General features: G+C 58.1%; 22 protein-coding genes. 10 read left to right on the forward strand and 12 right to left on the reverse strand.

Features of this window, described 5'->3' with window-relative positions:
• Nucleotides 1–183 precede the first annotated feature (183 nt).
• The 5 genes from ALO80_RS18345 to ALO80_RS18365 all read left to right on the forward strand — a co-directional run bounded on the left by ALO80_RS18345 (nt 184) and on the right by ALO80_RS18365 (nt 6386).
• Complete coding sequence (locus ALO80_RS18345; protein ID WP_055010027.1) at nt 184–1875, forward strand: NAD-dependent malic enzyme; 1692 nt, start codon at nt 184–186, stop codon at nt 1873–1875.
• 256 nt (nt 1876–2131) lie between these two features.
• Complete coding sequence (locus ALO80_RS18350; protein WP_055010028.1) at nt 2132–3775, forward strand: phosphoethanolamine transferase; 1644 nt, start codon at nt 2132–2134, stop codon at nt 3773–3775.
• Nucleotides 3776–3959: 184 nt separating this feature from the next.
• Nucleotides 3960–5093: a ribonuclease D gene (gene rnd / locus ALO80_RS18355; protein ID WP_054987960.1), complete on the forward strand. Its 1134-nt coding sequence runs from the start codon at nt 3960–3962 to the stop codon at nt 5091–5093.
• Nucleotides 5090–5383 (forward strand): YcgL domain-containing protein, encoded by a 294-nt coding sequence (locus tag ALO80_RS18360; RefSeq protein WP_055010029.1) that lies wholly within the window; start codon nt 5090–5092, stop codon nt 5381–5383. Before rnd ends, ALO80_RS18360 begins: the two co-directional genes overlap by 4 nt.
• Before the next feature lie 70 nt (nt 5384–5453).
• Entirely contained in the window at nt 5454–6386 is a 933-nt protein-coding gene (locus ALO80_RS18365; protein ID WP_055010030.1) for a D-2-hydroxyacid dehydrogenase, read from the forward strand.
• A gap of 66 nt (nt 6387–6452) precedes the next feature.
• On the opposite strand, the gene ALO80_RS18370 is transcribed toward ALO80_RS18365, so the two are convergent.
• Nucleotides 6453–7046 (reverse strand): nitroreductase family protein, encoded by a 594-nt coding sequence (locus tag ALO80_RS18370; protein WP_055010031.1) that lies wholly within the window; start codon nt 7044–7046, stop codon nt 6453–6455.
• 211 nt (nt 7047–7257) lie between these two features.
• Between ALO80_RS18370 and ALO80_RS18375 the strand changes: the two genes are divergently transcribed.
• Complete coding sequence (locus ALO80_RS18375; protein WP_054987956.1) at nt 7258–7707, forward strand: YcgN family cysteine cluster protein; 450 nt, start codon at nt 7258–7260, stop codon at nt 7705–7707.
• 4 nt (nt 7708–7711) lie between these two features.
• Here ALO80_RS18375 and ALO80_RS18380 read toward each other — a convergent pair whose 3' ends face one another.
• The 7 genes from ALO80_RS18380 to ALO80_RS18410 all read right to left on the reverse strand — a co-directional run bounded on the left by ALO80_RS18380 (nt 7712) and on the right by ALO80_RS18410 (nt 14568).
• Entirely contained in the window at nt 7712–8092 is a 381-nt protein-coding gene (locus ALO80_RS18380) for a YgaP family membrane protein (RefSeq protein ID WP_054987955.1), read from the reverse strand.
• Between the two features lie 77 nt (nt 8093–8169).
• Nucleotides 8170–8670 (reverse strand): RNA methyltransferase, encoded by a 501-nt coding sequence (locus ALO80_RS18385; RefSeq protein WP_003317406.1) that lies wholly within the window; start codon nt 8668–8670, stop codon nt 8170–8172.
• 66 nt (nt 8671–8736) lie between these two features.
• Nucleotides 8737–9636, reverse strand: coding sequence for a copper resistance protein B (locus ALO80_RS18390; RefSeq protein ID WP_375232964.1), 900 nt, complete (start codon nt 9634–9636; stop codon nt 8737–8739).
• Nucleotides 9637–9644: 8 nt separating this feature from the next.
• Nucleotides 9645–11423: a copper resistance system multicopper oxidase gene (locus ALO80_RS18395; protein WP_055010032.1), complete on the reverse strand. Its 1779-nt coding sequence runs from the start codon at nt 11421–11423 to the stop codon at nt 9645–9647.
• An 86-nt stretch (nt 11424–11509) separates the two neighbouring features.
• Nucleotides 11510–11884: a YajD family HNH nuclease gene (locus ALO80_RS18400; RefSeq protein ID WP_003317410.1), complete on the reverse strand. Its 375-nt coding sequence runs from the start codon at nt 11882–11884 to the stop codon at nt 11510–11512.
• Nucleotides 11885–11950: 66 nt separating this feature from the next.
• Nucleotides 11951–12427: a cyclic nucleotide-binding domain-containing protein gene (locus ALO80_RS18405; RefSeq protein WP_055005495.1), complete on the reverse strand. Its 477-nt coding sequence runs from the start codon at nt 12425–12427 to the stop codon at nt 11951–11953.
• An 80-nt stretch (nt 12428–12507) separates the two neighbouring features.
• The gene (locus tag ALO80_RS18410) at nt 12508–14568 is read right to left on the reverse strand and encodes a S9 family peptidase (RefSeq protein ID WP_055010033.1); all 2061 of its coding nucleotides are present in this window, start codon (nt 14566–14568) and stop codon (nt 12508–12510) included.
• 132 nt (nt 14569–14700) lie between these two features.
• Between ALO80_RS18410 and ALO80_RS18415 the strand changes: the two genes are divergently transcribed.
• The 3 genes from ALO80_RS18415 (at nt 14701) to ALO80_RS18425 (ending at nt 16625) form a co-directional block, all read left to right on the forward strand.
• On the forward strand, nt 14701–15177 hold the full coding sequence (locus ALO80_RS18415) for a hypothetical protein (RefSeq protein WP_055005493.1): 477 nt from the start codon (nt 14701–14703) through the stop codon (nt 15175–15177).
• 76 nt (nt 15178–15253) lie between these two features.
• Nucleotides 15254–16054, forward strand: a complete 801-nt coding sequence (locus tag ALO80_RS18420; protein WP_055010034.1) for a class II glutamine amidotransferase — start codon at nt 15254–15256, stop codon at nt 16052–16054.
• A gap of 46 nt (nt 16055–16100) precedes the next feature.
• Nucleotides 16101–16625 (forward strand): DUF2937 family protein, encoded by a 525-nt coding sequence (locus ALO80_RS18425; protein ID WP_054987949.1) that lies wholly within the window; start codon nt 16101–16103, stop codon nt 16623–16625.
• A 37-nt stretch (nt 16626–16662) separates the two neighbouring features.
• On the opposite strand, the gene ALO80_RS18430 is transcribed toward ALO80_RS18425, so the two are convergent.
• The 4 genes from ALO80_RS18430 to ALO80_RS18445 form a co-directional block, all read right to left on the reverse strand.
• On the reverse strand, nt 16663–17379 hold the full coding sequence (locus ALO80_RS18430) for a WbqC family protein (RefSeq protein ID WP_054987948.1): 717 nt from the start codon (nt 17377–17379) through the stop codon (nt 16663–16665).
• A gap of 201 nt (nt 17380–17580) precedes the next feature.
• On the reverse strand, nt 17581–18759 hold the full coding sequence (locus tag ALO80_RS18435) for a vWA domain-containing protein (protein WP_055010035.1): 1179 nt from the start codon (nt 18757–18759) through the stop codon (nt 17581–17583).
• Between the two features lie 38 nt (nt 18760–18797).
• Complete coding sequence (locus tag ALO80_RS18440) at nt 18798–19643, reverse strand: AAA family ATPase (protein ID WP_055005492.1); 846 nt, start codon at nt 19641–19643, stop codon at nt 18798–18800.
• 243 nt (nt 19644–19886) lie between these two features.
• Nucleotides 19887–20954 (reverse strand): DUF748 domain-containing protein, encoded by a 1068-nt coding sequence (locus ALO80_RS18445; RefSeq protein ID WP_055010036.1) that lies wholly within the window; start codon nt 20952–20954, stop codon nt 19887–19889.
• Between the two features lie 127 nt (nt 20955–21081).
• Here ALO80_RS18445 and cysK point away from each other — a divergent pair, with 127 nt between their 5' ends.
• Nucleotides 21082–22056 (forward strand): cysteine synthase A, encoded by a 975-nt coding sequence (gene cysK, locus ALO80_RS18450; protein ID WP_055010039.1) that lies wholly within the window; start codon nt 21082–21084, stop codon nt 22054–22056.
• Nucleotides 22057–22137: the final 81 nt, after the last annotated feature.

Below are 22137 nucleotides of genomic sequence, written 5' to 3' on the forward strand. Positions count from 1 at the left end.
CAAAATGTCGCAATGGACCCTCAGGCGAGTAATATGTTCGCCCTGACCTTAAACGCCGAATGGTTTTCGGCATGGCCTGATAGAGAACTGGCGACAAGAACAGACAACAAGAAAAGAGCCAGGCTGCCCGCCCCGGTCGACGTAAAGAATCAATGAGTAGACGAAAAAAGGCGATTAGAGAAAATGACCAAAACTTCGCGACCTTTGTACATTTCCTACGCAGGACCCTCACTGCTGGAAATGCCCCTGCTGAACAAAGGCAGTGCCTTCACCCCGCAAGAGCGGGTCGAATTCAATCTGATCGGGCTCCTGCCGCAGAACGTAGAGACGATCGAAGAGCAAGTCACCCGGGTCTACAGCCAGTACAAACAGTGCGCGAGTGATCTGGACAAGCATATTTACCTGCGCTCGATTCAAGACAACAACGAAACCCTGTTTTTCCGCCTGCTCGACTCCCACCTGGACGAGATGCTGCCGATTATCTACACCCCGACGGTGGGCCAGGCGTGCCAGGAGTTCTCCAAGATCTACCGCACGCATCGTGGCCTGTTCATTTCCTACCCTGAGCGCGACCGCATTGATGACATCCTGCGCAGTGCCACCAAGGACCGGATCAAGATCATTGTCGTGACCGACAGCGAGCGAATTCTCGGACTGGGCGATCAAGGCATCGGCGGGATGGGCATCCCTATTGGAAAGTTGTCGCTGTACACCGCCTGTGGCGGGATCAGCCCGGCGTATACGCTGCCGATTGTGCTGGATGTCGGCACCAACAACCGCGAACTGCTGGATGACCCGATGTACATGGGGTGGCGTCACGAGCGGGTATCGGGCAAGGAATACGAGGACTTTATCGCCTTGTTCATTGACGCCGTACAGCGTCGCTGGCCGGACGTGTTGTTGCAGTTCGAAGACTTCGCCCAGTCCAACGCGATGCCGCTGCTTGAAAAGTATCGGGATGAGCTGTGCTGCTTCAACGATGACATTCAGGGCACTGCTTCGGTTGCCGTGGGCACGTTGCTGGCGGCCTGCAAGGCCAAGAATGAAACCCTTGGCCAGCAGAAGGTGGTGTTTGTCGGAGCCGGTTCGGCGGGTTGCGGGATCGCCGAGCACATCATCGCAGCAATGCGTATCGAAGGCCTGAGCGAAAGTGAGGCGCGTAAACGTATCTTTATGGTTGATCGTTTCGGCTTGTTGACCGAGGGCATGGATAATCTGCTCGATTTCCAGAAGCGACTGGCGCAAAAGACTGCCGATGTGGCGGGCTGGACAGCCGGTACAGAAGCCTTTCCGCAGTTGCTCGATGTGGTTAAACAGGCCGGTGCCACCGTATTGATTGGCGTGTCCGGGCAGCGTGGTCTGTTTACCGAGCAGGTGATTCGCGAACTGCACAAGCACTGCGCCAAGCCGTTGGTGATGCCGCTGTCCAACCCGACCTCCAAGGTAGAAGCGACTCCGGAAGAAATCCTGCGCTGGACGGACGGCAATGCGCTGGTGGCCACCGGTAGCCCATTCGCGCCGGTAGAGATCAACGGTCGCACCGTGCACATAGCCCAATGCAACAACTCTTATATTTTTCCGGGCATCGGCCTTGGTGTGGTGGCCTGCAAGGCATCGCGCATTACCGACCGGATGCTGATGGCGGCGTCAAATGCACTGGCCGAGTGTTCTCCTATGGTCACAGGGAAGGGCGATGCGGTCTTGCCGCCGCTCAAGGAGATTCAGCAGGTGAGCCGTAAAATCGCGTTGGCGGTTGCCAAAGAGGCTCAGGCTGAGGGGCTGGCGCTGGAAACCTCAGAAGAGGCGCTGCTTGAAGCCATCGAGCGTAATTTCTGGCTGCCGGGCTATCGTGCCTATCGCCGTCGCTCGGTCTGATCGAGCGAGTTTGAAAGGATAACGTCTCCGCAAGCCTGCTTGCGGAGACATGTTGATGGCCGGAGAAGGCGTATTGATGGTGGGCAATGGAGTAGTGATACGAATGGATTTCTTGACAGTGAAATAAGCTTCATTCAACCCAATCCTCTCACCGTTTTCACATAAAATTGATGACGCGCTTCTTACAGTGCGCTCCATCGGGGAGTGACCTGGCTCCTGAATGCCCGATGCATATTAATTCGATAAGCAGACCACGATGCCGACACCCAGAACTGTTCGTCCAGAGGTTGTTACCGTACTTGCCAGTGCCTTTCTGTTACTGGGTTTCAATATAAATCTTTGGCAGCACCTCTTCGCGATTACCAGTCCGGATGCGAAAGGCCTGGCCATGCGCTTTGCCTTTGGGTTGATGATTTTCTGCGTATTCAATATTTTTTTGACCTTGTTGGCATTCCGTCATGTGTTTAAACCTGTGGTGATCACCTTGTTTATGATCAGCGCCGGTGTGGTGTATTTCATGACCGAGTACGGTGTCATGATTGACGCAGGCATGTTCCGGAACTTCGCCGAAACCAACGTGACGGAAGTGCAGGGTCTGCTGTCTTTGAAGCTGGCGTTGTACATTGTTCTGTTGGGCGTACTGCCTTCGCTGATCCTGTGGAAGCTGCCAATCAGTTACCGTCGCTGGCACCTGGAACTGCTCAGCAAACTGGTGGTGGGTGTGGTCTGTTGCGTGGCAATAGGCGGCGTTGCGCTGGCAAATTATCAAGGCTTGTCCTCATTGTTTCGCAACCATCACGAATTGCGCCTGATGGTGGTGCCAAGCAATTACATCGGTGCTTCGATCGGCTACCTGAGCGAGCAGGTGATGTCCGCACGGCGCCCGTTCGTGAAGATTGGCGAGGACGCCAAGCGTTCGCCTGACTGGGCTGCACACGCCCGCAAGTCGTTGACCGTGCTGGTGGTGGGCGAAAGTGCCCGGGCCGAGAACTTCGGGATCCTCGGCTATGGCCGCAACACCACGCCCAACCTGAACAAGGAGAGCGGGCTGGTGGCGTTTACCGATGTGTATTCCTGCGGCACCGAAACGGCAGTGTCGGTGCCGTGCATGTTTTCCAACATGGGGCGCAAGAATTACAACGCAACCAAGGCCCGTAATCAGGAAGGTTTACTGGATGTCCTGAACCGCGCCGGTATAGAAGTGGTGTGGCGTGATAACCAGGCGGGCTGCAAAGGAACCTGTGATCGAGTGGCCTTTCAGGATGTGAGTAATCTCAAGGACCCGTTGCTGTGCAACAATCATGAATGCCGGGACGAAATACTGTTGCAGAACCTGCAGGGTTTTATCGACAGCCTCGACAAGGATACGGTTCTGGTCCTGCACCAGATGGGCAGTCACGGCCCTGAATACTTCAAGCGTTACCCTGAAGCGTTTGAAAAGTTTACGCCGGTGTGTAAAAGCAATGCGTTGAACAATTGCAGCCGGGACAGCATTGTCAATGCGTACGACAACACACTGCTGTATACCGATCATGTGCTGTCTAGCCTTATTGATCTGTTGCGCACGAATCAAAACAAGGTGGATACGGCCATGATCTACTTGTCGGACCATGGCGAATCGCTCGGCGAGTACAACTTGTTCTTGCACGGTACACCGTATGTGTTGGCCCCTGATCAGCAAAAGCATGTACCGATGCTTATCTGGTTGTCCGATACCTATCAGAAGTCTTTTGCGGTCACGCCGGATTGCCTGGCCAGACAGCGCAACGCACCGTTGAGCCAAGACAATCTTTTTCACTCCATGCTTGGCCTTTTGAAAGTCGACACTCAGGTCTATGACCCCAGCCTGGATATGTTTGCCGGATGCCGGACTGAGTTGTCGGCAGCCGACAAACACTGAGGTGCGCAGCGTGTTCGTGACCGTTCCCTCGCCGCGGCGAGGGGCGATCATCGGCACTGCTTGTGCCAGACAACGGTCCCTCCTGAAGCTCATTTGCGTGAAGATGCGCCAGACCCGGACGACAGACGCGCGATAATCTCCCATCACGATATATACTGCGCGCCATTGTTGAAGGGAGAGCCGTGTGGCCATCGATATTCACTGGATTCGCGACGACGACAGCCTCGCCCGGCATTGCGCACAATGGCAGTCGCTGCCTTTTGTCGCACTCGACACCGAGTTCATGCGGGTCGACACTTTTTATCCGATAGCTGCGTTGCTGCAGATCGGCGACGGGCAAAGCGCCTGGTTGATTGATCCGTTACTGATCAACGACTGGCAGCCATTGTCCGCGTTGCTCGAAAACCCCGACGTCATCAAAGTGGTGCATGCGTGCAGTGAAGACCTTGAAGTCTTGCTGCGCCTGACCGGCAGCCTGCCGGTGCCGCTGTTTGATACCCAATTGGCAGCTGCTTACCTGAACCTCGGTTTTTCCATGGGGTATTCACGTCTGGTGCAGGAGGTCCTCGACATCGACCTGCCCAAGGGCGAAACCCGGTCCGACTGGCTGCAACGCCCGCTGTCGGACACGCAGATCAGCTACGCTGCCGAAGACGCTGTGCACCTGGCCGAGTTGTTCACCCTCCTGCGTCCACGTTTGTCCGATGACAAATACGCCTGGTTGCTGGACGACGGTGCTGAACTGGTTGCCAACCTGCGCCGCGAAGTTGACCCTTACGAGGTCTATCGCGATGCAAAGCTGGCCTGGAAACTGTCGCGTGCTCAGTTGGCCGTACTGCGCGAGCTGTGTGCCTGGCGTGAGCGTGAGGCGCGCGCGCGCAACCTGCCGCGCAACCGTATCGTGCGTGAGCATTCGCTGTGGCCATTGGCCAAAACCCAGCCAGACAACCTCGGTGCGCTGGCGCGGATCGAAGACATGCACCCGCGCACGGTCCGTCATGACGGCGAGTTTCTGCTTGAGTTGATCAAGACTGCAAGCGCGCTCCCTCCAGAAGAGTGGCCGCCTGCACTGCCCGAACCTTTGCCCATTGATGCAGCCGGGTCGATCAAGCGTCTGCGTGCAATCGGTCAGCAATACGCCGAACAGTTGCAGATGGCACCAGAATTGATGCTGCGCAAAAAGACCCTTGAAGCCCTGCTCAAGAGCGGCTACCCCGACGGTCCTTACCAATTGCCCGACTCGTTGCGTGGCTGGCGCCGCGAGTTGATGGGCCAGGCGCTGCTGGACAGCCTGGCTGCCCCCGGAGAAGCGTCTTGAAACGTATCTGCTCGATCTACCGCAGCCCGAAAAGAAACGAGATGTACCTTTATGTCTTAAAGAGTGACGTTCTCAAGCGCGTACCGCCTGAACTGCTGATGGCGTTTGGCAAGCCGGTTCATGCATTCGATCTGGTCCTCAGCCCCGAGCGCGCGCTGTCGCGCGAAGATATCAACGTGGTGCTGGAGAACCTCGACAGCCAGGGTTATCACTTGCAGATGCCTCCGGCCGAAGACGATTACATCGAGCATTTGCCCGAAGAGCTGCTGCGCCGCAACGATCCCGTGTAATAGCTGCTCACGTTGTAAAGCGGCCCACATCGCCGTGGGTTGCCTGTCCTGTTTTTAAGGTTTTTGAAACATGCGCGTTCTGATTGCCGAGCACGATTACCACGTTTACACCCAACTGTTGCGCAAGGCTGCGCCTGATCTGGAAGTCTTCAGCACCGGCGACTCTGCCGAGCTGTCGCGTATGGCCAGCGATTGTCCGGTCTGGCTGGGACAGCCGGACCTGATGGCCAACCTGCTGCGTCAAGGGCACAAGCCTCAGTGGTTGCAATCCACCTGGGCGGGCATCACACCACTGCTGGCCGACACGCTGTCGCGGGAATATCGGCTGACGCGTGCGGTAGGCATTTTCGGCCAGGTCATGGCCGAATTCGTTTTGACCTACATGCTCGGTCACGAGCGTGAGGTACTGGCGCGTTTGATGAGTCAGGTCGAGCGCAAGTGGGACAATCGCACCGGCCAGAGCCTGTCGGGTCGCAAGGTGTTGATCGTGGGTGCCGGTGATATCGGCCAGCGGGTTGCCGAGTTCCTTTTGCCGTTCGGTGTGCAGGTCTATGGCGTGGCCTCCAGTGCGCGTCTCCAGAAGCCGTTTATCGAGGTAACAGCGTTGTCAGACATGACGCGTCTGCTGGGCGAGATGGACTACGTCATCAACCTGCTGCCCAACACGCCAGAGACGCACGACCTGTACAACGCAAAGCTGTTCGCCAGCTTCAAGCCCACTGCGCTGTTCATCAATGTCGGGCGTGGGGTGGCGGTCGTGGACGCGGATCTGGTCGAAGCCTTGAAAGAAGGGCATCTGGCGGGTGCGGTCATCGATGTCTGCCGCCAGGAGCCGCTGCCGCAGCGCCATCCTTTCTGGACCGCGTACGGCCTGCTGTTGACCGGCCACAGTTCGGCCCCGACATCGCCGGTAGCCATGACCGAGCTTTTCGTCCATAACCTGAAAGCTTTTCAGGCGGGACAGGCGCTGCGCGGAGAGGTCGATTTTTCGCGGGGTTACTGATGTGCTTGCAAACGAGCCGACGTTTCAGGCGTCGGCTCGCAGGTTTTGCCTGGAGCAAACGGTCGGTTACAGGGAAAAATCCCCTTCAGCCGCCAGTTCTGCCAACGGCTTGCGCGGGCTTGGTACTTCGCGGCCTTGCAGGTATTCCGGCAATGTCGACTTGTCGCCCAACTTGCCAACCGCAATGGCTGCGTGCACCGCGTAGCCCTCTGGAATATTCAGTTCCTTGCGGGTCAGATCCTGATCGAAACCGGCCATGCCGTGCGTGTACCAGCCGCTCAGGCTGGCCTGCAGCGCCATATAGCCCCAGGCCGAGCCGGTGTCGAAGGTGTGCCACAGAGCGGGACTTTCTTCAGTTGCGCCGGGAGCGACGAAGGTGGTCTTGGAGATAACGATCACCAGTGCCGCAGCATGTTGCGCCCAGTTGCGATTGAACTCGTTCAACAGGCCCAGATAACGCTCCCAGTTCGGCGTATCACGACGTGCATACAGAAACCGCCAGGGCTGGGAGTTGTAGGCCGACGGCGCCCAGCGCGCAGCTTCGAAAAAGCTCAACAGGGTTTCCTGCTCGATGCTTTCGCCGCTGAAGGCGCGTGGCGACCAGCGTTCGGTGAATTGCGGGTCGATAGGATGATCGGCGATGCGAGGGTTTGTGCTCATGAAAGTCCTTTATAGCGAAGGTGGAAAACGAGCGTGGCTTGATGGGCCGTGGTCGGCAGGCATCGCTTGAACGCGCTGAAAACCCGTCAAAGCTACTGTTTTGCCCTTTCGCTGACAAGCCCTTGGCTACCGGCAGTCGCAAGTGCTTGGCCCGCACCCGTTGTGCCTCTAGACTGGCGGCCTTTTCATTGTCGATACCGTTGTCCGAACCATGGCCGCTAAAGTTGAACCCTTCTGGATTCGCAAGACCCTCGATCAGCTCGACACCGAGGAGTGGGAGTCGTTGTGCGATGGGTGCGGTTTATGCTGCCTGCAAAAGCTTGAGGACGAGGAAGACAACAGCGTCTATTACACGCGGATTGCCTGCAAGCTGCTGGACCTGAAGACCTGTCAGTGTTCCGACTATCCGAACCGTCGTGCCTCGGTGCCCGATTGTATTCAGCTGACACCGGGTCAGGCAGATGAATTCAAGTGGCTGCCGCCGACTTGCGGCTATCGTCTGGTCAGCGAGGGCAAGGATTTGCCGCTTTGGCACCATCTGGTGTGTGGTGATCGCACGGCTGTGCATCACGAACGTATCTCCCAGTCCGGCCGCATGCTCAGTGAGAACAATGTTGCCGAGGACGACTGGGAGGATTACCTGATCTTTCGCGCAGGCTGAACGCTTAGACGACCGGCTTTGGCTCGGTCAGGGCTTCTACACCTTTGACGGCTGCCTGCTTCACGGCATTTTCAGCGTCGTCTTTGAGGTTGTTCAGTTCCGCACCAGCACGTTCGATGGTCGAGCGTGCGCTGTGCAGGTCGCTACGGCCTTTTTCCACCAGACTTTTCGCCGAACAGTGACCGCTGATGCCGCGGGCCAGCGCTGCGCCGCCAATGGCCAGTTGAATCAGGCCCAGCAGACCGCCACGACGGACGCCTTTGCCCATCAGCAGCACGCCGCCAGCCAGCGAGCCGATACGCTCCCAGCCCTGGACGTTCTGATCCGGGTTGCGCTGAAGCAGTTCAGGTGTGTCGATGCGTTCGATGATCGGGGTGTCGCGCATGATGGCTCTCCATGAGGTAGTAGGTCGGTTCAGAGAAACTGACTACCCGCCTGCGACACAGGTTCAATGCTTTTCCGTCAGCGGTCGCTGGCCGGATCGATTTTCTCGCGGCCGAACTGAGGACCTGAACGAGTGTTGATGCCTTTGGCCATACGGTCATAGAGCACCACGTTGACGGTGGCCGCCAGGTTCATGCAGCCCTCGGTCGGGATGTAGACCACGTCTTCGCACCAGTCGCGGATTTCCTGATCCAGTGAGCCGTCTTCCGGACCGAAGATATACAACGCGCGGTCAGGATGGGTGTACTCAGGCAAGGCACGGGCACCGTCCACGAGTTCGACGGCAACCGGAATGCAGCCCAGTGGGAGAATGCTCTTGAGGTCTTCGATGCCGATCAGCGGAATGTCCTGATGGATTTTCTTGGTGTCGGTGATGAAGTCCCGGGCGCGTTCATAGCGTTTACCGGTATAGAACACCGACGCCACACCGTAACAGCCAGCCGCGCGCATGACGGAGCCGACGTTTTCCGGGGACTTGGGGTTGTAAAGACCGATGCAGGCGTACCGTTTGTTGGCCACGGGGAGGGTGCTCTGAAGAAAACCGGGGATTATACGGCAGCCTCAGAGCAATGCTATCGACTGTGTTCAGAACCACATGCGCACGCCGACCACCAGTCGCGCGTCCTGGGTGTCTTCGTCGTCCTCACGCGCGTAATCGGCGGTCTTGCCGTACGAGCGGTCCCAGCTCACCCCGACATAAGGGGCGAATTGCGGCGTGATCTCGTAGCGCAGCCTGAGGCCGAACTCGCTGGTCGACAGGCCCGAACCGTTGCCGCGTTGCGGGTCGTTCTTGCCATAGAAGTCAAGCTCTGCGGTGGGCTGCAGTATCAGGTTGTTGGTCAGCAGAAAGTCATAGTCGGCTTCAAGGCGGGCGGCCGTCTGTCCGGCTTCACCAATAAAGGCGGTTGCTTCGACATCAAGGTTCGAAATCGCCTGACCTTGCAGGCCAAAGGCTGCCCAGGTCTGCGGCGCGCCGGGCTTGAAGTCCTGGCGCGCGCCGGCGACAACGTCCCACCACGGGCTGATCGCGTGGCCCCACAGTGCCTGGATTTCCGCTTCCTCTGTCTTGCCGTTGGTTCGCTCGCCTTCGGAGCGCAGCAGCAGGCGGTCTACGTCGCCGCCAATCCAGCCGGACAGGTCCCAGGCCAGCGCACTGCCGTCGTTGGCGTTCTGCCATTCCAGCTTGTCGGCCAGAAAATAACTGTTGATGGCGCTGTCATGGACCTGATGGCCTGCGTGGCTGGTATACACCGCCGCCCGGTCGGCATCGGTGACGGGCGGGATAGGGGTTCGGCTCCGGGCGGGCGCAGTCTGTGTCGAGGGCGTATCCTCGCTGTCGCTGGCATCCATGTGCATCGAATGGCTGCCATGATCCATGCCTTCCATCATCTCCGCCGCCAACGCCGGGGTCCACGGTGTGACGGCCAGCCCGGCGGTCAGCAACAGCATCGACAGGCGGGGTGAATTCAACGTTCTGCTCACCATCAGAGTCCTCATTCTTCCACCCGCACTTCGCGGAACATGCCCATTTCCATGTGGTACAGCATGTGACAGTGATAAGCCCACCGACCCAGCGCATCGGCAGTAACGCGATAGCTGCGGCGTGATCCTGGTGGCATGTCGATGGTGTGTTTGCGCACCATGAACTGTCCATTTTCGTCTTCGAGGTCGCTCCACATGCCATGCAGATGAATCGGGTGGGTCATCATCGTATCGTTGACCAGCACCACCCGAACCCGTTCGCCGTACTTGAGCAGGAGGGGTTTGGCGTCCGAGAACTTCACGCCATCGAACGACCAGGCGAATTTTTCCATGTGACCGGTCAGGTGCAGTTCGAGGGTGCGGCCTGGCTCGCGGCCATCCGGGTCTTCGAAGGTGCTGCGCAGGTCAGCGTAGGTCAGTACCCTGCGCCCATTGTCCCTGAGGCCGATGCCCGGATCGTTGAGTTTTGGCGAGGTGCTCATGGCTTGCATGTCGACCAGCGGATTACCCCGTTCGCTGTCCGGGTGTGACTGCATGGCGGGTGTCTCTTTCGCCGGCATCTTGCTGTGGTCCATGCCGGGCATCGAGTCGTGGCCCATCTTGCTGTGATCCATGCCCGGCATGTCGTCCATCGACGGTGTTGCGCTGTGGTCCATGCTGCCGTGGTCCATGCCCGCCATGCCGATATCGTCCATGCTCAGCAACGGGCGTGGATCGAGCGGTGGAACGACGGCCTGCAAGCCGGGCCTGCTGGCCAGGGTGCCGCGAGCGTAACCGGTTCGGTCCATTGATTGAGCAAACAGTGTGTAGGCACCTTCGTCGGGCTCGACAATCACGTCGTAGGTTTCTGCCACCGCGATACGTAACTCATCGACCGTCACTGGCTTGACGTGCAGGCCATCGCTGGCGACCACGGTCATCTTCAGGCCCGGAATACGCACGTCGAAATACGTCATCGCCGAGCCGTTGATCAAGCGCAGTCGAATGCGCTCACCGGGTATGAACAGGCCGGTCCAGTTCATGTCCGGGGCCTGGCCGTTCATCAGGTAGGTGTAGGTTGCGCCGCTGACATCCGCCAGATCGGTCGGGTTCATCCTCATCTGCGCCCACATACTGCGATCCGCTGTGGTCTCGCTCCAGCCTTTTTCACTGACGTCGTTGATGAAGTCGCCGACGGTGCGCTTGTTATTGTTGTAGTAATCCGACTGTTTCTTCAGCTTTTTCATCAGGCGGACCGGGTCTTCGTCGGTCCAGTCGGTAAGCATGACCACGTGTTCGCGGTCGTAGGTGAACGGTTCCGGCTCTCTGGCGTCGATTATCAGCGGCCCGTATACACCTGACTGCTCCTGAAAGCCCGAATGGCTGTGATACCAGTAGGTGCCGTTCTGTCTGACCTTGAAGCGATAGACGTACATGCCATCGGGCGCGATACCGTCGAAGCTCAACCCTGGCACACCGTCCATGTTGGCGGGCAGGATGATGCCGTGCCAATGAATGGACGTAGCCTCGTCGAGGCGATTTTTTACCCGCAAGGTCACGGTATCGCCTTCGCGCCAACGTAACAGCGGGCCTGGAATGCCACCGTTGATCGTCATCGCGGTTTTGGCGTTACCGGTGATGTTGACCTGGGTTTCGCCGATAAACAGATCGAACTCGGTGCCGGACAGCCCGGCCGGCTGCCCCGGATTCGGAACCGCCCACGCCGGACTGCGCCACAGCCCCAGACCGCCGAGGAGGCCACTGGCGGCAAGCCCTTTTACAAAGGTTCGTCTTGAGGTTCGGGTGGGCATGGCGAAATATCCGGTCGGTCGATTGGCCGCAGGCTAGGGGAAATGCGGGTAGGAGTGGAGGATGTTCGTTGTCGAAGGTGCCGGGGTCACTCGTCTTTCTTCATCAACCCTGCCAGCGCGGCGAATGGATTATGGGTCGCCTTTGCGGTTTTCGGACTGCCGAGAGAGCCGTCTGCGAAGTATTGCTGGTCGGTGTAGCGCGAGTGCTCGTTATCATGGCAGTACAGGCACAGCAGCTCCCAGTTGGAGCCGTCCTGCGGGTTGTTGTCATGGTTGTGGTCGCGGTGATGCACGGTCAGTTCGCTGAGGCGTTTGCCAGCGAATTCGCGAGCGCAGCGGCCGCAGACGTGCGGGTACATACGCAGCGCCTTGTCGCGGTAACCCATTTCACGGTCGCGCTGGGCGTCGGCCAGAATGCGGTCCAGCTTGGCAGTATGGGAAGGAGGATTGGCCGTGCTCATGGTGTCACCTGTGCGTGTGCGCATTGAAAGCGGAATGTGGGCAAGTTTAGCGCCAGATGGGCAAACTCACACCTGCTGCGACAATAATTGCCCGTCGACCATGCGCAGGCGCCTGGACAGCGAAATGGCAAGAGCGCGGATGATCTTGGCAGCGATTTTCGGCGCTTCGTCGAGCATCTTGTCCAGCGAATCACGGCCCAGGTTCAATAACTGGCAATGGGTGGCTGCGATACAACTGGCCGAGCGGCGCTCGCCGTCCAGCACGGCCATCTCTCCGAACGCGCGTCCGCGACGCAGAACGGCGATTTCAACCTGCTGACCGTCAGCGGCAAGTTTCTGCACGGACACGGTGCCTTGATGAATGATGCACATGAATGTCCCGGCATCGCCTTCGGCAAAAATGGTCTCGCCTTTTTCGATGTCGGTAATGCTGAAATACCCGGCTACAGTCACGAAATCGCCGGGCAGCAGGGTGTCGAACAGGCCGCAATCCAGCAGCATGTCGCGTATGGCGTTGTTCAGGTTGGACAATGGTTCTGACATGGTTCGGTCTTTCGATCCTGATGCAAAAGGGGCCACTCCGTGCCCCTCGATCCTAGTAAGACAGGTGTTTCACACCAAGTTCATTCGGCGATCTGCAATATCTTGAAGATAAAAGCATACTCGAGCGCCACGTCACGCAACCCCTGATAGCGGCCACTCATGCCGCCATGTCCGGCGCCCAGTTCGGTCTTGAGCAGAAGCGGGTTGTCGTCGGTTTTGGTGGCGCGCAATTTCGCGACCCATTTGGCGGCTTCCCAATACTGCACACGACTGTCGTTGTAACCGGCGATGACCAGCATGGACGGATAAGCCTGAGCCGTGACATTTTCATAAGGCGCGTAGGCCTTGATGCGTTCGTAGACCTCGGGTTCCTGCGGGTTGCCCCATTCGTCGTATTCGGTAACGGTCAGCGGCAGATCCGGGTCGAGCATGGTGTTCAGCACGTCAACGAACGGCACTTCGGCAATCGCTGCCTTGAACAGTTCGGGGCGCTGGTTGAGTACCGCACCGATCAGCAGGCCACCGGCGCTGCCGCCGCTGATCACCAGATGTTCGGCGCTGGTCAGGCCCTGTGCGACAAGGTGTTCTGCGCAGGCAATGAAATCGCCGAAGGTGTTCTGCTTGTGCTCTTGCTTGCCGTTGCGATACCAGGTCTCGCCCAGCTCGCCACCGCCGCGTACATGAGCGATGGCAAAGGCCACGCCACGCTCGAGCAGGCTCAGACGCGCGTGGGAAAACCACGGATCAAGGCTTTCGCCGTAAGCGCCGTAGCCGTACAGATACAACGGCGTCGCTTTGCCGGCCAGCTCACGCTTGACCACCAGACTGATCGGCACCTGAGTACCATCGCTGGCGGTGGCCCACAAACGCTGGCTGACGTAAGCGTCGGCATCGAAGGTGCCCAGCACCGGCGTTTCCTTGAGCACCACTTGCTCGCCGCTCGCCAATGCCAGCTGACGCACCTGCGCCGGACGATTCAGCGACTGATAACGCAGGCGAATCCTGTCGCTGTCGAACTCCAGCGTGTCTTGCACGTACAGACTGTAGGCGGCATCAGGCAGTTGCACGCGATAAACCGGCAGGTCTTGCGGGCGCACCTCGATGATCGGCAGGCCGCCTTCGCGCAGGCTAAGGCTGATGCCCTTGGCGTTGAGACTGATGCCTTCGAGCATGACCTTGTCGTCGTGCGCGACCAACGTCTGCCAGTCCTCGCGTACCGGCGCGCCACTGGCTTGTGCCGCTGCGTGATACAGCGCGAAGTTGATGCCGCTCTGATTGCTGCGGATAAACCAGGTCCAGACGCCATCGAGCAGCCCGTGGTCTGGATAGTATTCATGACCTTCGGCGCGCGGTGCGAGGCAAGTGAAGTCCTGCAAGGGGTGATCGGCATCAAGCACCCAGGCTTCGCTGGTGGTTTTGCTGTTGAGCAAAATGATCAGTTGGCGTTCGGAACTGCTGCGGAAACAGTGCAGGAAGAATCGGCCGTCCGGTTCGTCGAACACCTGCTCGGCCGATGAGCTGCCCAAGGTGTGGCGATGCAGCCTTGCCGGACGATGGGTTTCGTCCAGTTCACCGAAAAACAGAGTCTGGCTGTCGTTGGCCCAGGTCATGCTGCCATCGCAGTTTTCGAACGGCAGGCTGCTGACCTGACCGGTGCTCAGTTCCTTTACATAAAGCTGGTACACCTCGTCGCCACTGGTGTCCAGGCTGTAGGCCAGGCGCTGGTGGTCGGGGCTGATGCTGAACGCACCCAGCGAGAAAAATCCGCCGTCGGCCATTGCGTTGGGGTCCAGCAACAATTCCTCACGGCGTTCATCCACCGAGTTGGAATCGTCAGCCGGGCGCGGGCAGCGATAGTGCCGGGCGTACTCGTCGCCCTGTGTGGTACGCGTGTAATAAAGGTAAGGCCCCCAAGGGGAGGGCAGGGACAGGTCGGTTTCGAGAATACGGCCTTTGATCTCCTGAAACAGGTGTTCGCGCAGCTCGGTCTGCTCCGCCAATTGCTGCTCTTGCCAGGCGTTTTCGGCCTTGAGGTAGTCGAGCACTTCATCGGTATCGCGGTTCTGCAGCCAGGCATAGGGATCGGAACCGTCGGCCTTGCGCGCAATCGGGGCGTTGGAGGTTGCATTCGAGACGGGCATGCTGGGCTCTCTGTTAAGGCATTAATCCGGAAAATATCGGTACACGCTGAACCGATTACTGAAGCGAGGCAAGCCGCGTCAGGCAAAAGCCGTTATCATAAGCGCCTCTTTACCTGCCTTACCACGGACGTCATGACCGAAAACGACTATCTGATCGCCTGGAGCGTCTACGCCTTCGCCGCGTTGGGTTGCCTGCTGGTATGGTTCCTGATGACCCGCTGGATGTGGCGGTACCTCAAGGAACCTTTGCTGGTGGCGGTCGCGGTGCTGCTGTTTACGCCGACCATGGTTGACCCTGCCAAGGATGCAATGGCGCCCGCCGTGGCGATCACTGCGCTTGACCTGATGTTCAAGGTCGGCAGCAATGTCTGGACCGCTGTCTCGGATCTGGCCATGTATGGCATGTTCGCCTTCGCCGCGTACGTGCTGTTCGTACTGATCCGCTGGCCGATCGAACGCAGCCGCAAGGCTCGCCAGCCCGTGCCGGTTGCTCAGCCTGTCGACACAGACCCCGCCGACGAACCGTTTGCCGAGGACGATCACTACGCACGTCGATCCGCTGCGCCGCTTCCTCCCGCCAGAGGCGGGCGCGTCGAACCGCGGTTGTAAATCCCGCTTCGTTGGCAAGCGCCGCCCTTTGCGGCGCATGACCTGCTGCAAAACCTCTTGAAGCGAGAATCTGAGCATGTGTGAATTACTGGGCATGAGCGCCAATGTCCCGACCGACATAGTCTTCAGCTTTACCGGGCTGATGCAGCGCGGCGGGCGCACCGGTCCGCATCGCGATGGCTGGGGCATTGCCTTCTACGAGGGCCGCGGTCTGCGCCTGTTTCAGGACCCGGCAGCCAGCAGCGAATCGGAAGTCGCACAGTTGGTACAGCGCTACCCCATCAAGAGCGAAGTCGTGATTGGCCATATCCGACAGGCCAACGTCGGTAAGGTCTGCCTGTCCAATACACATCCTTTCGTACGTGAGCTGTGGGGCCGTAACTGGTGCTTCGCACACAATGGCCAGTTAGCGAATTTTACCCCTGGTGCCACCTTTTATCGGCCAGTGGGCGATACCGACAGCGAAGCGGCGTTCTGCGATCTGCTCAATCGCGTCCGCGAAGCGTTTCCCGAGCCGGTCGAAGTCGAAGAGTTGCTGCCGTCACTGATCCATGCGTGCGCCGAGTACCGTAGCAAGGGCGTATTCAACTGCCTGCTGAGTGACGGCGACTGGTTGTTCTGCTTTTGCAGCACCAAACTGGTTCAGATCACCCGCCGTGCTCCGTTCGGTCCGGCACGGTTGAAAGACGTCGACGTGATTGTCGATTTTCAGGCTGAAACAACGCCGCACGACGTGGTCACAGTCATTGCAACCGAGCCATTGACCGAGAACGAAAACTGGCACCGCTATGAGCCGGGTCAGTGGAGCCTGTGGCGCAAGGGTGAGTGCGTGGCGCAAGGCCTGGTTGAAACCGTCACGGATATCGCCGGGCCTTGAGAAACCCGTACACTTGCCCGCTGGATAAAAAAGAAGAGGGATATCGATGCTGCGAAGTTATCTGCGATTGGTCCTGTTTACGGTGGGCCTGCTGTTCGGGGTGCAGATTCCCGGTTTCATCAGTGATTACAGCAAGCGTGTCGAAGCTCATCTGATCGAGGCGCAGCAGGCCGTCAAGGGCTACACCGCCACTGCGCAGCAGTTTTTCAAAGGCGATATCCAGGCGCTGATCCAGCACTATCGGAGCAGCGAAGACCCGGTGTTTCGCAGCGATGCGGACAACATCGATACGTTGATGAATCGCACTCATATTCTTGAGCGCCAGTGGCTCGGGCTTCAAGGGCCCTGGTATTCCAAGGCCTTTTTCGTCGCCACTGCTTCCGACCCGGATATCCGTCGCGAAACGTTCAACGGTTATACGTGGCAAGTCCTGCTGGCTCCTGAAGTCATCGCCTGGGGCATCATCAGCGCGTTGCTGCTGGCGCTGGTGATCGAAAGCTTCGTGCTGTTGCTCGGCTGGGTGATCCACGGTGGGCGACGCAAGCCGCAACTCGAGCGGGACTGGCGTTGACGGCGCAGTCTAACGGAGAACCATCATAAAGGGCGGCTCATGGGGCCGCCCTTGTTTCATTGCGCAGATAGGCAAGCACTGTTTCAGGCGCGTTCCACATCAGCACATCAATGATCGAAAGGTTGTCGACAAAGTTCATGGGGGCTGTGGAGTAGCTGAAGGACGAGGGTTCGAGAAACCTTAGTTGTATGTTTCTATCCTCCCAGTCACCAGGCTTGAAAATCTCGCGTCCGCCAGTGGTATTGATGTACTGACGGGCCTCCATCACCGTACTTATTTCAAGTGCCCATTGGCCGGCATGTTGAATAGGGGGCAGATCAAGGTTCAGTGCTGCACAGCTCTCCCAGTCAAAGCTCATGCCTAAATAGTCACAAACGATTTTCAGGCCCCGGGTGTTGAGTTCGCACAAGTGAGTGGCAGGCACGCCGAGTGTCTGGTCGACCAGGTGCAAGGTTTCCCGGAAGTACGGGGCCTTGCGTCGGTAGTGTTCGAGTTGACTCCTGATTCGCTGATGGGCACAGGCGAGGTCGATAAGGGTCACGTCCTTGATCAGTGTTCCCTCGCTGGCACATACCGGAACGTTGATATATTGCCAGTCGCCTTGACTGCCGAGCACCCGATTGCGGTTCATCCAGCTTTTGCGCTTGTATTTGACGATGTCAAAGACAAGCCCGCGCTGAACCGCAGCGATGAGCTGAAAGTAGCCGATATAGGGAAAGAAATAAGGCTGCATGATCCCGAGCGTTTCGTTCATAAGTAACCCGCGAAGTCGCGACGGCTGCTCAGGCAAAACGATGGAGTAACGGCAACACTATCTACTCAATCAGCACTTCCCCGTCTGATTGGTGGTCTGGAAGTGTCAGCGTAGTTCGGGGTTCTGGAATAGTCATGCAGGTGGTCGGCCAGTATAGGCCGGTCGACGACCGGCCTATACGTTATGTGAAACCTCTTTATTTCATTTCGCCAGATAACGCATGCCCTCTTCCAGACCGCGCAGGGTGAGCGGATACATCTGCCCCTCGATCAGATCCCGCACGATGTGTGTGGACGTGGTGTAGTCCCATGCATCTTTCGGATAAGGATTGATCCAGATGACTTTCTTGAATTTGGCCATGAAGCGCTGCATCCACACATAGCCTGCCTCTTCATTCCAGTGTTCGACGCTGCCGCCGGGCTGGGTGATTTCATACGGCGCCATCGAGGCGTCGCCGATAAAAATCACCTTGTAGTCCGCGCCGTACTTGTGCAGCAGGTCCTGAGTGGCGGTCCGCTCGGAGCCGCGGCGCAGGTTGTTCTTCCACACTGATTCGTAAACGAAGTTATGGAAGTAGAAATACTCCATGTGCTTGAACTCGGTCTTGCAGGCCGAGAACAGCTCTTCGCAGACCTTGACGTGCGAGTCCATCGAGCCGCCGATGTCGAACAGCAGCAGTAACTTGATGGTATTGCGCCGTTCCGGACGCATCTGAATGTTCAGCAGACCGGCATCGCGTGCGGTGTGATCGATGGTGCCGTCGATATCCAGTTCATCCGCAGCGCCCTGGCGGGCAAACTTGCGCAAGCGACGCAGCGCCACCTTTATATTGCGCGTGCCCAGTTCAACCTGATCGTCCAGGTTTTTATATTCACGCTGATCCCAGACCTTGACCGCCTTGCCTTTGCGCTCGCCTGCATCGCCTACACGTATGCCTTCCGGGTTGTAGCCACCCGAGCCGAACGGACTGGTGCCGCCGGTGCCGATCCATTTATTGCCACCGGCATGACGTTCCTTCTGTTCTTCCAGACGCTTCTTGAACTCTTCAATAAGCTTGTCGAGGCCGCCCAGCGACTGGATTTGCGCACGTTCCTCTTCCGTCAGCGAGCGCTCGAACTCTTTGCGCAGCCAGTCTTCGGGGATCAACGCCTGCAAATGGTCGTCGAGCTTTTCCAGGCCGTTGAAGTACGCACCAAAAGCCCGGTCGAACTTGTCGAAATGGCGCTCGTCCTTGACCAGAATCGTGCGTGCCAGAAAGTAGAACTCATCAATGTCGGCAAAGATGACCCGCTGTTCAAGCGCATTGATCAGGTCCAGCAGTTCACGCAGAGACACCGGCACCCTGGCCGCACGCATTTCGTTGAACAGGTTGAGCAGCATGGCTGTCGCCCTTTACATGACAGGTTGGATAGACACGATCAGCGATTGCCGCGGCGGCTCATGAACGCCAGACGTTCCAGCAGATGCACGTCCTGTTCGTTCTTGACCAGCGCGCCGGCCAGCGGTGGGATGGCTTTGGTGGGGTCGCGCTCGCGCAATACAGCTTCACCGATGTTGTCGGCCATCAGCAGCTTGAGCCAGTCCACCAGTTCGGACGTCGAAGGCTTCTTCTTTAGCCCCGGCACCTTGCGCACGTCAAAGAACACGTCCAGTGCTTCGCTCACCAGGTCTTTTTTGATGTCCGGGTAATGCACGTCGACGATGCGTTGCAGCGTGACCCGATCCGGAAAGGCGATGTAGTGGAAGAAGCAGCGACGCAGGAAGGCGTCCGGCAGCTCTTTCTCGTTGTTGGAGGTAATGATGATGATCGGTCGATGCCTGGCCTTGATGGTTTCATCCGTCTCGTAAACGTAGAACTCCATCTTGTCGAGTTCCTGCAACAGGTCGTTGGGGAATTCGATGTCAGCCTTGTCGATCTCGTCGATAAGCAAGATCACCCGTTCTTCCGACTCGAAGGCTTCCCAGAGCTTGCCCTTCTTGAGGTAATTGCGCACGTCATGGACCTTGTCGACGCCAAGTTGCGAGTCGCGCAGGCGGCTGACGGCATCATATTCGTAAAGCCCCTGATGCGCTTTGGTGGTGGACTTGATGTGCCAGGTAATCAGCCTTGCGCCAAAGGACTCGGCCAGTTGCTCGGCGAGCATGGTCTTGCCGGTGCCGGGCTCGCCCTTGACCAGCAGCGGACGCTCCAGCGTAATCGCCGCGTTGACCGCCAGCTTGAGATCGTCAGTGGCAACGTAGGCCGGCGTACCTTCGAACTTCATTGATCCATCCTTTTCGCATGGGCGCGCGTAACCGGGTCGGCACGCACGCCGTAATGGGGGCAAACAATGCACGACTATAGCGTGGCCGCCGGATGACTGTGAACGCAGGAGCCTTATTCATTTCTTGAATAGAGAGTCACGCTCTGTGCTCATTTACACCATGCAGAGTCGGGCGAGACCCGACCGCTGTTCGCCTGTTTCGGCCTTGCCTGACCTTAGCTCGCCGACCCTGTCGGGCATGGCCTAGGAACCCTTGCTACTCTCATAACGTGCATTGAACGCCTGAACGAACGCATTGCGCAGGATTTGCAGGAACGCCTTAAAGCCGCTGATATCCTGCTGATGGACACTGCCGCTCAGGTCGACGCGGGTGGCGAACTGGTTTTCTCGCTGGTTTTTCAGCACGGTTTCACTGGTGCCGACCAGCGCTTCCCAGATCGAACGGAACACGCCCTTGTCCTTGTTCTCCACATCCTGGTGCCAGTTGAACACGTCCACGTTGCGCAGCAGCGGCTTGATATAGCCTTTGAGTTGCCCTTTGTCGGCCTGCGCTTCAATCACGACATCGCCATCGCCTGCGTTGAAATCGAACTTGCCGTAAGCCGACGAGAAGTCATTGAGCTTCCTGAGCTGTATGCCAGTGGCACGCAGTTTGAAATCAAAGTCTTCAAAGTTGCTGAACGGATCGAATCTGGCCGTGCTTTCCAGGTCGGCGTGGCCCAGCAGGCGTGCCTTGCCCTTGAACTCGGCATCGCGGTTGCCTTCTACATCGACCACGTTGGTCAGGTTGTAGATGCTGGCATTGACCTGGTCCGCCTCGATTTTCACCTTGGGCGTGGAATTGAAGTTATTGAACGTGATACGTCCGTTGTCGATTCGCAGTTCGTTGAGGGTGATGGGCAACAGCTTGTTCATCTGCGTACGCCAGTCGGTGCCCTGACCGGTCTGCGAGGCTTGTTTGCTGCCGCCGTCGACAAAGTTGATCTGCGGGCCGGTGAACAAGGCTTTTGCCACCACGGCATGGTCATACCAGAGTGAATGCCAACTGACCGCCAGTTCGATCATCGGTGCGTCGAAGAAGGGCACCGGGACTTTGCCATCGGTCTTGACGATTTTCAGCCCCTTGATTCGATAGGCGCCTCGCCACAAAGCCAGATCCACATCGGCGATTTCGCCTCGGTAGTCACCCATGTCTGCGAGTTTGTCGTTCAGATAGTCGCGCACCAGATACGGCAGGGCGATATTGATAGCGATCAGCAGCACTACCAGAGCGGCCAGGGTCCATAGCGGCCAGCTGTAGCGACGTTTCATGACGTGAGTCTCCTGTTTCAATGAAAGGATGGACTGCGCGCGTCGTCATCCGTTCGGTCAGACTGGACGCCCCAAGGCTGGCGGCATAGGCTTTGAATCTTTAACCGATGTGCACAAGGACATCCTCATGAGCCGTATCTACGCTGATAACGCCCATTCCATCGGTAATACACCGCTGGTGCAGATCAACCGTATCGCGCCGCGCGGTGTCACCATTCTGGCCAAGATCGAAGGGCGTAATCCGGGCTATTCCGTCAAGTGCCGTATCGGTGCCAACATGATCTGGGACGCTGAAAGCAGCGGCAAACTCAAGCCAGGCATGACCATTGTCGAACCGACCTCGGGCAACACCGGGATTGGCCTGGCGTTTGTTGCCGCTGCCCGTGGCTACAAGCTGATGTTGACCATGCCGGCTTCCATGAGCATAGAACGTCGCAAGGTACTCAAGGCGCTGGGTGCCGAACTGGTATTGACCGAGCCGGCCAAGGGGATGAAAGGTGCAATCGCCAGGGCAGAAGAACTGCTGGCTGGCGACCCGGAAAACTACTTCATGCCGGCACAATTCGAAAACCCGGCCAACCCTGCCATCCATGAAAAGACCACTGGCCCTGAAATCTGGGCGGACACCGACGGTGCCATAGATGTGCTGGTGGCGGGCGTCGGGACTGGCGGGACTATCACCGGTATTTCCCGTTATATCAAGCACACCGCAGGCAAGCCGATTCTGTCTGTCGCGGTTGAACCGGACGGTTCGCCAATCATCACCCAGGCGATGGCGGGTGAAACGATCACGCCAAGCCCGCACAAGATTCAGGGTATCGGCGCCGGCTTTATCCCGAAAAACCTCGACCTGTCGATTGTTGATCGGGTAGAGCGTGTCACTGACGACGAATCCAGGATCATGGCACGGCGTCTGATGCAGGAGGAGGGTATTCTCTGCGGTATTTCGTGCGGCGCAGCGATGGCGGCGGCTGTCCGCCTGGCTGAAAAACCGGAGATGCAGGGCAAGACGATCGTGGTGATCCTGCCCGACTCCGGCGAGCGTTACCTGTCGAGCATGCTGTTCAGCGATCTGTTTACCGATCAGGAGCTTTCCCAGTAACACATCTTCGCAAGTGCGTACTTCATGCGGGCAACGCAAGGGTTTATGATGGCCAGCTTACGCATCGCCGGACGATTATCC

Source organism: Pseudomonas caricapapayae (assembly GCF_001400735.1).
Lineage (GTDB): Bacteria > Pseudomonadota > Gammaproteobacteria > Pseudomonadales > Pseudomonadaceae > Aquipseudomonas > Aquipseudomonas caricapapayae.